Here is a 14,119-nt window from a genome sequence, read left to right as displayed (position 1 = left end):
GCAATTTCTTATAAGTTATCAGGCCAAGTGTGCCAGTAATCCGGCGTCAGCTTAACAGACACTCATGACCGTTGATCGGTTTTGCGACGTAGCTAACATCTGCGTTATGACTATCAGGCGCTCTGCTGTGACTAAGTTCGTCTATAGCGCTGTGCTAAGCTGGCCGCTCTTTTTAACAGCGGAGTCGTGGCAATGAAAGCACGCATTCAGTGGGCTGGCGAAGCTCTGTTTCTCGGTGAGTCTGGCAGCGGTCACGCCGTGGTGATGGATGGCCCGCCGGAGAGCGGTGGGCGCAATCTCGGCGTGCGCCCGATGGAAATGCTGCTGATCGGCCTGGGTGGCTGCACCAATTTCGATGTGGTCAGTATCCTGAAAAAATCCCGCCAGCCGGTGGAAAGCTGCGAAGCGTTTCTCGAAGCCGAGCGCGCCAGCGAAGAGCCGAAGGTTTTCACCAAGATTCACGTGCATTTCGTGGTCAAGGGCCGTGGCCTCAAAGAGGCGCAGGTGAAGCGCGCCGTCGAACTGTCGGCGGAGAAGTACTGCTCGGCGTCGATCATGCTTGGTCGCGGTGGTGTAGAGATCACCCACGATTACGAGATCATCGAACTCGCTTGAGTCGCCACTTGGCGGCCGACATCCTAGCATCACAAAAGTGGCGCACACTCTGGCAGCAGGTTACTGACCTCTGCATAATGGCGCCCCTTTTTCAGGGGCTGCTGGTCATCGGGTCAGGGCCTCGAACAAACAACCAAAATCGCCATCGCGAAGAGGTGTTAACCGTCCTACGCAGACGCGTCGTTCGCATCTGACGGGCATGCTCGATCACGCGGCAGTGCCGCATAGCTAAAGAGAGTTACCTACGGTGAAAAGCAAACTCAAGCTCCACGGGTTCAATAACCTGACGAAGACCTTGAGCTTCAACATCTATGACATCTGCTACGCGGAAACGCCGGAAGACCAGCAGGCCTACGTCCAGTACATCAATGAAGAGTACGACGCCGCGCGCCTGACGCAGATTCTCACCGATGTTGTCGACATTATCGGTGCCAATATCCTCAATATCGCCCGCCAGGATTACGACCCGCAAGGCGCTAGCGTGACCATTCTGATCTCTGAGCAGCCGGTCACCCCGACCGACAGCCAGATCGAGGAGTCGCCAGGCCCGCTGCCGGAAACCATTCTGGCGCACCTGGATAAAAGCCATATCACCGTGCACACCTACCCGGAGATCCATCCGGTGGAAGGCATCGCGACCTTCCGGGTGGATATCGACGTGTCCACCTGCGGGGTGATCACGCCGCTGAAGGCACTGAACTATCTGATCCACCAGTTCGATTCGGACATCGTCACGGTCGACTATCGGGTGCGTGGTTTTACCCGTGACGTGGAAGGCAAGAAGCATTTCATCGATCACGAGATCAACTCGATCCAGAACTACCTGTCCGAGGACACGCAGGCGGCCTATCAAATGACCGACGTCAACGTGTACCAAGAGAACTTGTTCCACACCAAGATGCTGCTCAAGGAGTTCGAGCTGGATAACTACCTGTTCGGCGACGCCACGCAGAATCTTTCCAGCGAGCAACGCGAGCTGGTGACGACTCGGGTCAAGCACGAAATGCTGGAGATAGTATCCGCGCGCAACATGCCGCGCTGAGTTTCCCGTTTTCCGCTCACAAAAAAGCCCGCGAGAGCGGGCTTTTTTGTGAGCGAGGGTTCGGTCGGGGTAATCAGTCCTCGTCCACTTCCCGCCCATTGAGCGGTTGTACTGGGCGATGGTTGTCCGGGAACAGCTGGCGGAATTGCTCTATCTGCTGGTGCGACAGTTCGATCGGCTGTTCGAACAGCACCCATTGCACGGCTTCGGTGCAAGGCGGGGTAGTAAGCGAGCCTTGATAGAACGCATGCTTGCTGTGTTCTGGCAGTAATTTGCCGAGGTCGGGCGCGGTCTTCTCATTAAGGACGGCGGTTTTCCCTTTGATTCTCGGCAGGGCTTCCCACAAGGCGGCCAGTTCGTGGTTTTTCTTGCCTTCCTCGATGAGAAGGCTGAGCACGAGTAGCTGCCCGTTTTTGCCCTGATTCACCAGATGCATTTCCATCGGGTAGCTCTGGTGGTTGAACTGGTGTTCGCTCGGAGTGTGGAAGTGGAACTGCAGCAAGCGATAGGCCTCGCCTTTATAGGTGAGGGTATTGTTCACATCGAGAGTGGCCTGGATGGTATGGCCATTGTTGGCCAGCTTGAGCGAGCTGCGTTCGTAGTTGATGTGCAGGTCGTCGGCGACAACTTTCTGGTGCTGTACCTGCTGCATGTTGATGTCGATCGGCGACTGGGCATGGCCCTTGGCGCATTGGGCGTTTTCAAGCGCGCCTCCCAGTTCGCCCCAATGGTCGGGGCCGTTATCGCCTTGATAGGTCCAATGCGCATCGGATGAGGCGAAGGTTTGCAGGGGGAGGGCGAGCAGCAGAGGAAGCAGAAGTTTTCGGGTAAACGGAAAAGATGACAAGGTAAGCCTCCGGAAGGGGTTGTGAAGCCGGAGGGGAATTGTAGTGTTCGCCAGAGATGGCTAAGCGCTCTTACCTGAAAATCAGAATTTTCCTAGGCGCTATATGGCTAGCTAAGGAAGGTGTCGGGGGCACCGTGGAGTAGGGCCGCCGGGGTAGGTTTTGCCCCGACTGAGTAGTCAAATACGGTAGGTGCTCTTGGTCATCACCTTCGCCAGCAAGCTCATGCCGAACTTGATCGGCGCCGGGAAACGAAAACCGCCGGCCTCGAGTGCGCTAGCGGCGTGTTGCGCTTCATCGCTGCGCATCTGTTCGAGAATGGCGCGGGACTTTTCATCTTTGATCGGCAGTTGGGTCAGATGCTCGTCCAGGTGTTTGCACACTTGATCTTCAGTCGCGGCGACAAAGCCCAGGCTGACTCGGTCGCTGATCAGGCCGGCGACTGCGCCGACGCCAAAGGACAGGCCATAGAACAACGGATTGAGCACGCTCGGATGGCTGCCCAGCTGGCGGATACGTTGCTCGCACCAAGCCAGGTGATCCACTTCTTCATCGGCCGCATGTTCCATCGCGGTGCGCACATGCGGCAGCTTGGCGGTCAGCGCTTGGCCTTGATAGAGGGCCTGGGCGCAGACCTCGCCGGTATGGTTGATGCGCATCAGCCCGGCGACATGCCGAGCGTCTTCGGCATTCAGCTCGGCTTCGGGTTGCACCAGGGCCGGTGACGGACGGTAGGGCTGGCCGCTGAATGGCAGCAGCGTGCGCAGCGCCGCATCGGCTTGCAGCAACAGACGGTCGACGGGTGAGTAGTGGCGTTCGGTAGCCATAAAGGCGCCTCCGGAAAAGTCTACGCGGGCAGTTTACCCCAATCCCCTGGAGCGGTCTTGGGAAGGCTCTGTTGACGTTTACGAGCATGCCGCGACGGATGCTGTCTTGTCGCAGGGCAAGGCGCGAGGAGAGAAGTTTGGTTATTCCAAATGAACGACGAGAAACGCAGGCCTGCGACAAGACAGCCCCGTCCCTTCGGGTTGTGCGTCAAAGCCCGCCATGCGTCGTTGCGGGCCTTGCCAAGGGAATGACCATTGCCTGCGGCCTGCGGCCTGCGGCCTGGGGCCCGCGCCTAGCTTGGCGGGCTTTGGCGCGGCAACGCGGTGCACTCGTAAACGTCAACAGAGCCTCAGCTCAGGGCAGCTCGCGCAGCACCCGCAAGCCCACGGCGTAGTCCTTGTGCTGTGGCTGCTTGAGGTCGCGCAGGCTGCTGCGCAAGTAAGCCGGGCCACTATTCCAGGCGCCACCGCGCACCACCCTGGGGCTTTGTTCGAGCAACGTGGCCGAGCGCTGTTCGCTGCCATCGAAGGGCGTGACGAAGCGTGAAGCCGTCCATTCCCAGACATTCCCGGCGGTGTCGTAGAGACCAAAGGCATTGGCGGCGAACTGGCCAACCTGTGCGCTCTTGTGCTGAATGCTGCGTGGTGCGCCGCAGCCGCGGCAATGTGCGCGCGGCTGATCTTCCGGGCTGTCCAGCTGTTCGCCCCACCAGTAATAGCTGGTGCTGCCGGCGCGGGCGGCATATTCCCACTCCGCCTCAGTGGGCAGGCGGTAGTGCTGGCCGCTGACGTTGGACAGCCACTGGCAGTAGCTCTGGGCCTCGAACCAGGAGACATGGATGACGGGGCGGTGTTCGGACAGCCCCCAGCCTTCGTTATCCGGTAATGCTTTGCCGGTTGCGCGGGCATAGCGCTGCCAATCGGCGAAGGTCAGTTCGAAGCGGCCAATGGCGAAGGAGTGGCGGATCTCGATGGGCTGCGCCGGGCGCTCGTTATAGTTGCCACGGCCACTGCTATCACCGAGCAGAAAGCGCCCGGCCGGCACCACGACCAGTTCCGGGCCCGGGCCGATATCCGTGAGGACATCGTGAAAAGTCTCGCCGGCCTTATAAGCGAAGGCCGGCAGCGACAGCAGCATTGTGAGCGAGAGGGTTAAAATCCGTCGCATTAGCCCGGCGGCCAGTGCATCTGGCGCTGACCGAGCACGTGCATGTGAATGTGGTAAACGGTTTGCCCGCCTTGCGCGTTGCAGTTCATCACCACGCGGAAGCCGGGCTCGCAGCCCAGTTCCTTGGCCAGGCGCTGGGCGGTGAAGAGCATATGGCCGGTCAGCGCCTTGTCCGCTTCGGTCAGGTCGTTGAGAGTGGCGATATGGCGTTTCGGGATCACCAGAAAGTGCACGGGGGCCTGCGGGCCGATATCGTGGAAGGCGAACACCTGGTCGTCTTCATAAAGCTTGCGCGCGGGAATATCCCCAGCGACGATCTTGCAGAACAGACAGTCCACGGACAGCTCTCCGGCTTGCGATAAGAAGCGCCGAGTTTAACGGTGCGTGGTAAGCCCGGCCAGCCTTAGCCGGTATTCACAAGGAGTGGGTGTGAAAAACGATATTCATGATCTGGGCTTGGTGCTCGACTCCAAGGTCAAGCTGGTGGTGATCGAGTCCTGGGATGAGCCGCGGGTGCTGGAGACACTCACCAGTCTGGCGGTCAAGCGCGGCCTAGGCCTGTTCACTTGGGCGGTGACCGAGGGTATGCAGCGCCTGGGCTTCGGTGCTGAGCAGCATGGGGAGCAGCCGACCACCGAGCCGGAAGCGGCGCTCAAGCTGATCAAGCACGACCCGCAACCGAACCTCTATGTGCTCTGCGACCTGCATCCGTTTCTGGTGGATAACCCCAAGTTGGTGCGCCTGCTCAAGGAAATCGCCATGGCCGAGGCGCAGCACAAGCCAACCGTGGTGCTGGTCTCGCATGCGCTGAAATTGCCGGCGGAAGTACAGCGTTATGCCGCGCGTTTCACCCTGGCGTTGCCTGCGGAAGATGAGTTGCTGGCAATTGTGCGTGAGGAGGCGACGCGCTGGAGCGAGCGCAATCGCGGCGCACGGGTGCGCACCGACAATCGCACGTTGCAGCAGGTGGTGAAAAACCTGCGCGGCATGAGCCACGCGGAAGCACGAGCCTTGGCGCGCGGGGTGATTTGCGACGATGGCGCGATCACCCAGGAAGACTTGCCGGAGTTGAACAAGACCAAGTTCCAGTTGCTCGATCTGGAAGGCGTGCTCAGTTTCGAGTACGACACCGCGCGTTTCGCCGAGGTTGGCGGGCTGAGCAACCTCAAGCGCTGGTTGGCCGAGCGGCAAGACATCTTCCTCGAAGGCAAAGGTGCCGACTTGCCCAAAGGCATGCTGCTGGTGGGCGTGCAGGGCGGCGGTAAAAGTCTGGCGGCGAAAGCGGTGGCCGGGCTGTGGGGCTTACCGTTGCTGCGCTTGGATTTCGCCTGCCTGTACAACAAGTTTTTTGGCGAGACTGAGCGCAATTTGCGCGAAGCGCTCAAGTTGGCCGAGCAGATGGCGCCTTGTGTGTTGTGGATGGATGAAGTGGAGAAGGGGCTGGCCAGCGGCGAGCAGGATGGCGGCGTCAGTCAGCGCGTCCTCGGCACGCTGTTGACCTGGATGGCCGAGCGCAAGGCGCCGGTGTTCATGGTGGCGACCGCGAATGCCATCGACCGGCTGCCGCCGGAGTTGGTGCGTAAGGGGCGTTTCGATGAGCTGTTCTTCGTCGATTTGCCGGATGTGACTGTGCGGGCGGAGATTTTCCGTATTCATCTGGCGCGTCGTGAACTGGAGCCGACGAGCTTCGATCTGACGCAGCTGGCCGAAGCCAGCGAAGGTTTCTCTGGGGCGGAAATCGAGCAGGTGGTGGTCAGTGCGTTGTACGCCGGGCAAGCCCAGCAGCAGACGGTGGATCAGAGTTTGCTGCTACGCAACATCAAGAGCACGGCACCGCTGTCGGTGGTGATGGTGGAGGACTTGGCGGAGCTACGGGCGTGGGCGGCTGGGCGTACGGTGCCGGCTGGTTAAAGAACCAGGCACCTTTGGAGGAGCGCTGGGCTTAGCGCCCGGCGAAGGGTTTGTTGATCGCGGCCGAGAGTTTTCGCACCAGCCAGCGCGGCGCCAGGCGCGGGCTGAGTGCCAGCAGACGGTTGCGCCAGCCGGGAATAATGATCGCGCGATTTTTCTCCAGCGCTTTGACGGTGAACAGCGCGAGCTCTTCTGCGCCCATCATCAATTTGCTGTCCTCAAGCCTGCTGACATCCATCTGCGCACCACGGAAGAATGCGGTGCGAGTGGGGCCGGGGCAGAGTACCGAGACCTTGATGCCCCGACTCTTCAACTCTTCACGCAAGCCTTCGGAGAAGTGCAGTACATAGGCCTTGCTGGCGTAGTAGTTGCTCATCCAGGCGCCGGGCTGGAAGCCGGCTACCGACGCAACGTTGAGGATCTGCCCGCCACCCTGTAGTGCCATGGCATTGCCCAGGGCGTGGCAGAGGCGGCTCAGGGCCAGAATGTTCACCTCGATCAACTGCTGTTCACGACCCCAGTCCTGGTCGAGGAAGGGGCCGGAGGTGCCGACCCCGGCATTGTTGATCAGCAAGTCGATCTGCCGCTCGCCCTGCCCCAGTTCATGCAGCAGACCGGAGAGTTGCATCGGTTCGCCTAGGTCACACACGCGAAACAGCACCTCAACGCCAAACCGTTGAGTCAACTCGCAGGCAATGCTTTCCAGGGCGTCGCGCTGACGGGCCACCAGAATCAAGTTGCGGCCGCGACGGGCCAGCGCTTCGGCCAGGGCTAGACCGATGCCACTGGAGGCGCCGGTAATCAGGGCATAACGGGGCATGCGGGTTCTCCGTGACCGAACCGGCCTTGTTAGCGCCGGTCGTGTCGGGTTGCCAGACGAGGCGTTTATTCTTCGCTAGAGTCGCTTGCAGCGCCGGCCGCTTCAGCATCGGCTGCATCCGCAGATGTGGCGGGTTCAGCCGCATCGCTGTAATCGCTGTAGCCCTCGGCGGTGTCGCTGGCCGATTCGCTGTAGCTGCTGGGCAGGCCGAGTTCGCCGCCCAACTCGCTGAACATGCCAATGCCGCCGACAAAAACTGCAATCAGCAGTGCCAGGATCGGCACCAGCCAGAGCGCGGCCAGCACTTTGACGGCCGTGCTATTCGCTGGTTGTGGCGGGCCGAAGCGGTTGGCGCCTGTGCTGCCGGGAACCACCAGCATCAACAGGGAGAACACGCTACCGATAATCGGCACGATGCTGAGCAGTAAGAGCCAACCCGACCAACCGATATCGTGCAAGCGTTGCACGCTCATTTGCACCGCAACTACGACCATCCCGATAGTCACTGCCGCGATCAGCACGCCACCGATGATCTGCGACATGGCGAACCCCATGGCGGCGATGGCGAACAGGGCGACAGCGCCCAGGGACAGCAGCAGGTACCAGGCCAAATAGCGCAGGCGGCCGATCCGGCCATCGGTGGTGAAGACATTGAGCTCGCCAAACTCCGGTAGCACTTCGCCAACCTGGGCTTGCGGCGTGGCGTACGGCGAAGGGTCGGTAGTGCTGGCGACGACCGGGACGGCCTGGCTGGAGGGTGCAGTGGTGGTTCCGGCCAGTTGCGCATGGCGGGCGAGGTATTTCTCGATGACGATGCCGCAGGCCTCGCAGTCAACGGACGTGGGTTGCTCGTGGCCGCACTTGGGGCAGGTCATGCTGTCACTGCCCGGCACACTTTCTGGCGCGCTGGTGCGGTGGCCATCGGTTTCCACCAGGCTCAGGCTGGCGGCAAGATCGGGCTCCTTGCGGACTTTAGCCCCCGCATTCTGGAGCGCGGCCAGATACTTATCCGCTTCGCTCTCAGTTAGATCGCGCTTGAGCGCCACGGCGTTACCAGAAAATAGCCCGTCAATCTTGCTGCGATCGCTCTTGAATAGGCGGGCGAGGTTGTCTTTGACGGTGTCGAGTGTCACCGCGGGCATTAGTTCGCCGGTGAAGACGATCTTGAATCGGGCATCAGTCATGCGGGCTTCCTTGTCAGCGAGAGAAAGACGGTCGGGCACAGCGTAATAGGCGCGCAGGCTACGAGACAAGCGGCCTGCGGCATAAACTCAACCGATGCTTTAGCCAATGCTCTGAGGCAACCAGCGACCGACCAGGCGATTATGGCGCAATAACCGCAGTTCGCTGAAATCGTCGAGCAAGCCTTCCGACAGCTGTGGGCGAAGGAACACCCAGTCGTCGGCTGCCAGGGCGGTGCCGGCCGGGCCAATCAGCCGCTCTTGGTTTGCGCTGCGGCCGTATAAATCATCGTAGCCAAGCCCCTCGGCGTTGCCGTCCAGGCGTTGTAGGTCGACGACCAGCAGGGGGCGGTACCGCCTTCGCGTCTGAGCAGGCTATTCAGCTGGGCGAAGCAGTCACTGTGGGGGGCGGCCGTGATCGTTCGGTCGGGCCGCCCAGAGTCCCAGCAGATCCAGCGCGCCGAGGCCGAGTAGGCGGCGTCGGTTCATCGCGGCCAGCGCTGGCCAAGCTGAGCGGAGCGTGTCTGGGCGGCGCGGTATTCGGTGTCGAGACGGCTCACCAACTCCTCCACTGTGGGCAAGTCGCGGATATTGCCGACCCCTTGACCGGCCGACCACACGGTTTTCCAGGCCTTGGCTTCGTCGCTGATTGGCTTGAGTTTCTCTCCGTAGTTCAACTCGCCCTTGTCCTGCAGGCGCGCCAGGTCGAAGCCGGCCTGAGCCAGGCTCTGGCGCATAAAGCTGGCCGGTACCCCGGAAACGGCTGGGGTGTGCACGATATCGGCGGCTTTGGCGTCAAGGATCATCTGCTTGTAGGCCAGTGATGCGTCATTTTCCTGGGTGGCGATAAAGCGCGTACCGAGGTAGGCGAGGTCGGCGCCGAGCAACTGGGCGGCAAGGATTTCGTGACCGTGATTCAGGCAGCCAGCCAGCAGCAGGGTCTTGTCGAAGAACTGACGGATCTCGGCGATCAGTGCGAACGGGCTCCAGGTCCCGGCATGCCCGCCGGCGCCAGCGGCCACGGCGATCAAACCGTCGACGCCAGCCTCGGCGGCCTTCTCGGCATGCCGACGGGTGGTGACGTCATGGAATACCAGACCGCCGTAGCTATGCACGGCATCCACGACTTCCTTCACCGCGCCAAGGCTGGTGATCACGATTGGCACTTTGCGTTCGACGCAGATGGCCAGGTCGGCCTGTAGGCGCGGGTTGCTCTGATGGACGATCAGATTGACCGCATAGGGCGCAGAATCCGCCTGCAGCCCGGCTTCGATCTCTTCCAGCCAGGCCTTGAAGCCGCTGCTCTCGCGCTGGTTAAGCGCCGGAAAGCTACCGACGATTCCGGTCTGGCAGCAGGCGAGTACCAGTTGCGGGTTGGAGACCAGAAACATCGGCGCAGCGACCACCGGTAAACGCAAGCGTTGGTCGAGTAGGGCGGGCAGGGACATGGCGTTACCTCATGCAGTAGTTAAGTCGGCAGGGTCAAAACGGCCGCACAATCACCAGGATCACGATGGCGAGCAGCAACAGCACCGGTACTTCGTTGAACCAGCGATAGAACACATGACTGCGGGTTTGCTCGCCCTGCGCGAAGCGTTTGAGCATGGCGCCGCAGGCGTGGTGATAGCCGATCAGCAGCAACACTAACGTCAGCTTGGCATGCATCCAGCCCCGGCTCAGCAAGCTTGGGTTGAGCAGTAGCAACCAGATGCCGAAGAGCACGGTTGCGAGCATCGACGGCAGCATGATGCCGCGGTAGAGCTTGCGTTCCATCACACAGAAGCGCTCGCGGCTGGCGCTGTCCCCGCTCATGGCGTGGTAAACGAACAAACGGGGTAGGTAGAACAAACCGGCGAACCAGCAGACCATGGCGATGATGTGCAGTGCCTTAATCCATAGGTAGAGCATTACGTGCATCCCAACTAAAAGTGCTCCGATAGTAGTGGCTGTTATGCCCGTACGTCATCCTGGCAGTTGGCCCATGGTCGATGCGGCCTTATCATCGACAGCTTTCCAATGGCTTGTTGAAGGGGCGCGTTATGGTCAAGGTCGGTATCGTCGGCGGCACGGGCTACACCGGGGTAGAGCTGCTGCGTCTGTTGGCTCAGCATCCGCAGGCTGAGGTTGTAGTGATTACCTCGCGCTCCGAGGCCGGGATGAAGGTCGACGAGATGTACCCGAACCTGCGCGGCCACTACGATTCGCTGGCCTTTAGCGTGCCGGATACGCAAACCCTGGCTGCTTGCGATGTGGTGTTCTTCGCCACGCCTCATGGCGTCGCCCATGCGCTGGCCGGTGAGTTGCTGGCCGCCGGTACCAAGGTGATCGACTTGTCCGCTGACTTCCGTCTGCAAGATGCCGAGGAGTGGGCAAAATGGTACGGCCAGCCGCACGGCGCGCCAGAGTTGCTGGCGGAAGCGGTCTACGGTCTACCGGAAGTCAATCGTGAGCAGATCAAGCAGGCGCGTTTGATCGCCGTGCCTGGCTGCTACCCGACCGCGACCCAACTGGGTTTCTTGCCGTTGCTGGAAGCCGGTCTGGCCGACACCTCGCGGCTGATTGCCGACTGCAAATCGGGCGTCAGTGGCGCTGGCCGTGGTGCCAAGGTCGGTTCGCTGTTCTGTGAGGCCGGCGAAAGCATGATGGCTTACGCGGTGAATGGCCATCGTCATCTGCCGGAAATCAGCCAAGGCCTGCGCCGCGCGGCGGGTGGTGAAGTGGGGCTGACCTTCGTGCCGCACCTGACGCCGATGATCCGCGGCATCCACTCCACGCTGTACGCCACAGTGGCTGACAAGTCCGTCGATCTTCAGCAACTCTTCGAGCAGCGCTACGCCAATGAGCCTTTCGTTGATGTGATGCCGGCCGGCAGTCACCCAGAAACCCGCAGCGTGCGCGGTGCCAACGTCTGCCGGATTGCGGTGCATCGGCCACAGGGTGGCGATCTGGTGGTGGTGCTGTCAGTCATCGATAACCTGGTCAAAGGCGCTTCCGGGCAGGCTGTGCAGAACATGAACATCCTCTTTGGCCTGGATGAGCGCCTCGGTCTGTCCCACGCAGCATTGCTGCCTTGAGGCAAGGCTAGAGGCGCTGCAATCATCCGCAGAGCATGTCGCGCGAGCCCTATGGCTGGCGCTGCATGACGGCGGAATGGTGAACGTGCGGTCTTTTCAGTGGTTCGGCGTGAATCATTGGAGTTGCCGGTCGGCGCAGAAACTGCACAATAGTTGACCGTTTTTCTAGGGGAAGCGGATAATGCAGCGTCCCAACGTACCGTGACGGCTTAAAGCCGGGAGATAGGCAGCATGAGCGTCGAATCCTTCACACCCACTCCCTTGCAATTCACGCAGGGCGCGGCGAGCAAGGTTAAGAACCTTGTCGATGAAGAAGGCAATCCACGTCTGAAATTGCGTGTGTTCGTCACGGGCGGTGGTTGCTCGGGTTTCCAGTACGGCTTCACCTTCGATGAAGAAGTGGCCGATGATGACACCATCGTCGAGCGCGAAGGCGTGAGCCTGGTGGTCGACCCGATGAGTTTCCAGTACCTGGCGGGTGCCGAAGTGGACTATCAGGAAGGGCTGGAAGGTTCGCGTTTCGTGATCAAGAATCCGAATGCGACCACCACCTGCGGCTGTGGGTCATCCTTCTCGATTTAAGCGATTGGTTGTACAGCATGACGCCGCGCCTAATGCGCGGCGTTGTCGTTTCTGCATGCTGGAAAACTGGCAGCCGAGTCAGGCGGGATAAATTGCGCCGAGCACTCGCAGGCCGCTCGCACCGGTAACGCTCGGGCGGTTGGCCGGAATGCCTTCCAGGCAGCAATGCGCGAGCCAGGCGAAGGCCATGGCTTCGACCCAGTCCGGCGGTACGCCATAGTCGGCGGTGCTGCTGACCTTGCAGGCGGGCAACAGTTGGGCCAGACGCGCCATCAACGCACCGTTATGTGCACCGCCGCCGCACACCAGCAGCTGTTCGGTGTCTTTCTGTGCGGCTTTCAGGGCGTCGGTAATGCTGTGTGCGGTCATCTCCAGCAGGGTCGCCTGTACATCCTCGAGTGCAAAGGCTGGCAGGCTCGTCAGATGCCGATCCAGCCAGTCTAGGTTGAACAGTTCGCGGCCAGTGCTTTTCGGGCCCTGGGTTTGGAAGAACGGATCACGGAGCAATGCCTGCAGCAATAACGGCGCTACTTGGCCGCTGGCCGCCCAGGCACCGTCGCGGTCGAAACTCTGGCCCTGCTGGCGCTGAATCCAGGCATCCAGCAGCACATTGCCTGGCCCGCAGTCGAAGCCGCGTACCGGCTGCTTGGGTTCGAGCAGGCTGAGGTTACTGAAACCGCCGATATTGAGAACGGCCCGCCGGCTGCGACCGTCATCGAACAATGCTTGATGGAAGGCGGGTACCAAGGGGGCACCTTGGCCGCCGGCCGCCAGATCGCGGCGGCGAAAGTCACTAATCACGCTGATGCCCGTCAGCTCGGTGAGGAGCGCCGGGTTGCCGATCTGGATACTGAAGCCGCGCGCCGGCTCATGGCGCACGGTCTGACCGTGACTGCCAATGGCGCGAATATCGCTGGGCTGCAGGCCTGATTGGCGAAGTAGTGTCTTGATGCCTTGCGTGGCCAGGTGTACCCAGTGCTGCTCAGCGATGGCGGCGCGTGCCAGTTCATCCGGACCCGATGCGCATAAGGCGAGCAGCTCAGCACGCAGCTCGGTAGGCATGGGTAGGTAATGGGTCGCAAGCAGGGTGGGGTGGTCGCTCTGTTCGATCAGGGCAATGTCCAGGCCATCCAGACTGGTTCCGGACATCACCCCTAAATAGCGCGGCATCGTGTTTAACGCTTGTTCAGGGCCAGCATGGTGGCTTTTTCCTGGTCCATGCGTGCCATCATTGGTTTACTCATTTGCAGGAAGCGCTGCTTCTCATTGCGCGAGATCGGGTCAGCCATGGCCACTTTCTGGCCGAGCGGATCTACGTGTACACCGTTGACCTGGAATTCGTAGTGCAGGTGCGGCCCCGTGGATAGACCGGTGGTGCCGATGTAGCCGATGAGCTGCCCTTGCTTGACGTTTACCCCAGTGCGGATGCCTTTGGCAAAACCCTGCATGTGCCCATAAAGGGTGCGATAGCTATTGCCATGCTGGATGATCACGGCATTGCCGTAGCCACCACGGCGGCCGGCTAGCAGTACCTTGCCATCACCGGCAGCTTTGATTGGCGTACCGCGCGGCGCAGCGTAGTCGACACCTTTGTGTGCGCGAATCTTGTTCAGAATCGGGTGGCGGCGGCCCATGGAAAAGCGTGAGCTGATGCGGGCGAAATCTACGGGCGTGCGGATAAAGGCCTTGCGCATGCTGTTGCCGTCAGCGGTGTAGTAACTGGTTGTGCCTTGTTTGTTGGTGTAGCGCACGGCGGTGAAGGGTTTGCCGCGGTTAATAAAGCGTGCGGCGAGGATGTTGCCGGCGCCGACCTGCTTGCCGTTGATAACTTTCTCTTCGTAGATCACCTCAAATTCGTCGCCTTCGCGGATGTCTTGGGCGAAGTCGATGTCGTAGCCAAACACGTTGGCCAGATCCATGGTCAGGTTGTGCGACATACCGGCGCGTTTAGCCGAAAGAAACAGTGAGCTGTCGATCACGCCGTGAGCATAGGTAGCGCGCACGGCAGGCTTGGTCAGCTCACGCTTGAAGGCAAAACCTTTATCCGTCTTGGC

General features: G+C 60.8%; 15 protein-coding genes (1 of these 15 only partly in view). 5 read left to right on the top strand and 10 right to left on the bottom strand.

The window, feature by feature from the left end:
* Positions 1 to 192 precede the first annotated feature (192 nt).
* Positions 193 to 615, top strand: coding sequence for an OsmC family protein (locus D3879_RS02835; RefSeq protein WP_119952583.1), 423 nt, complete (start codon positions 193 to 195; stop codon positions 613 to 615).
* A gap of 247 nt (positions 616 to 862) precedes the next feature.
* Positions 863 to 1,657: an adenosylmethionine decarboxylase gene (gene speD / locus D3879_RS02830; RefSeq protein WP_119952582.1), complete on the top strand. Its 795-nt coding sequence runs from the start codon at positions 863 to 865 to the stop codon at positions 1,655 to 1,657.
* Positions 1,658 to 1,730: 73 nt separating this feature from the next.
* Here the strand turns inward: speD and D3879_RS02825 are convergent, their stop codons facing one another.
* From D3879_RS02825 to D3879_RS02810, 4 genes are all read right to left on the bottom strand, one after another.
* Complete coding sequence (locus D3879_RS02825) at positions 1,731 to 2,504, bottom strand: carbonic anhydrase (RefSeq protein ID WP_177412349.1); 774 nt, start codon at positions 2,502 to 2,504, stop codon at positions 1,731 to 1,733.
* Between the two features lie 177 nt (positions 2,505 to 2,681).
* Positions 2,682 to 3,329, bottom strand: coding sequence for a 2-polyprenyl-3-methyl-6-methoxy-1,4-benzoquinone monooxygenase (gene coq7 / locus D3879_RS02820; protein ID WP_119952581.1), 648 nt, complete (start codon positions 3,327 to 3,329; stop codon positions 2,682 to 2,684).
* Between the two features lie 355 nt (positions 3,330 to 3,684).
* Positions 3,685 to 4,497 (bottom strand): formylglycine-generating enzyme family protein, encoded by an 813-nt coding sequence (locus D3879_RS02815; protein WP_119952580.1) that lies wholly within the window; start codon positions 4,495 to 4,497, stop codon positions 3,685 to 3,687.
* Positions 4,497 to 4,835: a histidine triad nucleotide-binding protein gene (locus tag D3879_RS02810; RefSeq protein ID WP_119952579.1), complete on the bottom strand. Its 339-nt coding sequence runs from the start codon at positions 4,833 to 4,835 to the stop codon at positions 4,497 to 4,499. The genes D3879_RS02815 and D3879_RS02810 overlap by 1 nt, the downstream gene beginning before the upstream one ends.
* A 91-nt stretch (positions 4,836 to 4,926) precedes the next feature.
* On the opposite strand from D3879_RS02810, the gene D3879_RS02805 reads away from it, so the two are divergent.
* Entirely contained in the window at positions 4,927 to 6,408 is a 1,482-nt protein-coding gene (locus D3879_RS02805) for an AAA family ATPase (protein ID WP_119952578.1), read from the top strand.
* A gap of 31 nt (positions 6,409 to 6,439) precedes the next feature.
* Here D3879_RS02805 and D3879_RS02800 read toward each other — a convergent pair whose 3' ends face one another.
* The 4 genes from D3879_RS02800 to hemJ form a co-directional block, all read right to left on the bottom strand.
* Complete coding sequence (locus D3879_RS02800) at positions 6,440 to 7,228, bottom strand: SDR family NAD(P)-dependent oxidoreductase (protein ID WP_119952577.1); 789 nt, start codon at positions 7,226 to 7,228, stop codon at positions 6,440 to 6,442.
* A gap of 65 nt (positions 7,229 to 7,293) precedes the next feature.
* The gene (locus D3879_RS02795; RefSeq protein ID WP_119952576.1) at positions 7,294 to 8,412 is read right to left on the bottom strand and encodes a DUF805 domain-containing protein; all 1,119 of its coding nucleotides are present in this window, start codon (positions 8,410 to 8,412) and stop codon (positions 7,294 to 7,296) included.
* Positions 8,413 to 8,894: 482 nt separating this feature from the next.
* Complete coding sequence (locus tag D3879_RS02785; protein WP_119952575.1) at positions 8,895 to 9,857, bottom strand: NAD(P)H-dependent flavin oxidoreductase; 963 nt, start codon at positions 9,855 to 9,857, stop codon at positions 8,895 to 8,897.
* A gap of 34 nt (positions 9,858 to 9,891) precedes the next feature.
* Positions 9,892 to 10,317, bottom strand: a complete 426-nt coding sequence (gene hemJ, locus D3879_RS02780) for a protoporphyrinogen oxidase HemJ (protein ID WP_119952574.1) — start codon at positions 10,315 to 10,317, stop codon at positions 9,892 to 9,894.
* Between the two features lie 131 nt (positions 10,318 to 10,448).
* Between hemJ and argC the strand changes: the two genes are divergently transcribed.
* Together argC and erpA are read left to right on the top strand one after the other, a co-directional pair.
* The gene (argC, locus tag D3879_RS02775; protein WP_119952573.1) at positions 10,449 to 11,483 is read left to right on the top strand and encodes an N-acetyl-gamma-glutamyl-phosphate reductase; all 1,035 of its coding nucleotides are present in this window, start codon (positions 10,449 to 10,451) and stop codon (positions 11,481 to 11,483) included.
* A gap of 231 nt (positions 11,484 to 11,714) precedes the next feature.
* A complete protein-coding gene (gene erpA, locus D3879_RS02770; RefSeq protein WP_119952572.1) occupies positions 11,715 to 12,065 on the top strand; it encodes an iron-sulfur cluster insertion protein ErpA in 351 nt (116 codons plus the stop codon).
* Between the two features lie 78 nt (positions 12,066 to 12,143).
* On the opposite strand, the gene D3879_RS02765 is transcribed toward erpA, so the two are convergent.
* Together D3879_RS02765 and D3879_RS02760 are read right to left on the bottom strand one after the other, a co-directional pair.
* The gene (locus tag D3879_RS02765) at positions 12,144 to 13,235 is read right to left on the bottom strand and encodes an anhydro-N-acetylmuramic acid kinase (RefSeq protein ID WP_119952571.1); all 1,092 of its coding nucleotides are present in this window, start codon (positions 13,233 to 13,235) and stop codon (positions 12,144 to 12,146) included.
* 5 nt (positions 13,236 to 13,240) lie between these two features.
* A protein-coding gene (locus D3879_RS02760) for a peptidoglycan DD-metalloendopeptidase family protein (RefSeq protein ID WP_119952570.1) crosses the window boundary here: on the bottom strand, positions 13,241 to 14,119 show its 3' portion. 564 nt of this gene lie beyond the right edge of the window; 879 of the gene's 1,443 nt are visible here — the last part of the coding sequence; its start codon lies off the right edge, out of view; it ends in the stop codon at positions 13,241 to 13,243.

Origin of the sequence: Pseudomonas cavernicola, assembly GCF_003596405.1 — a bacterium.
GTDB lineage: Bacteria > Pseudomonadota > Gammaproteobacteria > Pseudomonadales > Pseudomonadaceae > Aquipseudomonas > Aquipseudomonas cavernicola.
The sequence above is the reverse complement of the archived record's forward strand: the minus strand, read 5'-3'. Positions and strand labels throughout refer to the sequence as shown.